The 881-nt window shown below is 58.5% G+C and carries 1 protein-coding gene; it reads left to right on the top strand.

The features are described 5' to 3' along the window. A partial coding sequence (locus OB03_RS12645; protein ID WP_461344383.1) for a hypothetical protein occupies window positions 1-881 on the top strand: 881 nt, incomplete at both ends.

An 881-nucleotide genomic window follows, 5' to 3' on the forward strand; every position in this document is an offset into this window, starting at 1 on the left:
ATCCAGCGCCAAATCGACCTTATCAACCTGACGAAACAGTACTCCGACGCGCAGGTCGCGAACGCAGCCGAAACGGCTAAAACCTATCTCGACGCTCTACACGAGGCAGAAGACGCAAGCCGCCAACTGGACAAGGACCGTGAAGCCCGCCTGAAGCAAATGGAGCGGGAGGAACAGACGGCGCAGCTTCTAAACGACCAGCTTATGTCACGCTTGCAACATGAGGCTGAACTGGCTCGGCTGTCCGGCGATCCTGTGCGCATGGAGAATGCAGAGCGAGAGCTATACATCGCCACTCGTATCAATGAGCTTCTGCGCGACCGACCTGAGCTTACTCCGCCGGAGCGCAAGGGCGTTGCCGAAGACGAGTGGGATGAACTCACGCGAACTGACCGAGAAGGTAAACTCAGGGATACCTTCAAGCGCTCATTCACTGACGGCATTCGTGCGGCCATCGACGGTGATATAGGTGGGTTCTTTGAAAATATGGCGGATCGCTTCACCGACCGCATGCTCGACAACCTCGCCGATAACCTCTTCGACCTTTTTAGCGAAGCAATGAAGGGGATGTCCAACGGCTCTAGCGGCGGGGGGATATTCAGCGCGATTGCCAAACTGTTCCCCGGTTACTCATCCGGCGGATACACCGGCGCGGGCGGCGTAAATCAACCCGCTGGTGTCGTCCACGCGGGCGAGATCGTCTGGTCGCAGCGCGATATTGCGCGGGCTGGTGGTGTGTCCGTCGTTGAGGCAATGCGCAAAGGCGTGACTGGGTATTCTGCTGGCGGCATCGTTCAGGCACCCAAGCTCCCCAGCGTGAACAGCACGGTAAGCCAGCTTCGCAGTCAGCAGACCGCCGGGACGCACCCACTTGTTATTCA

The organism is Brevundimonas sp. GN22 (assembly GCF_054824005.1).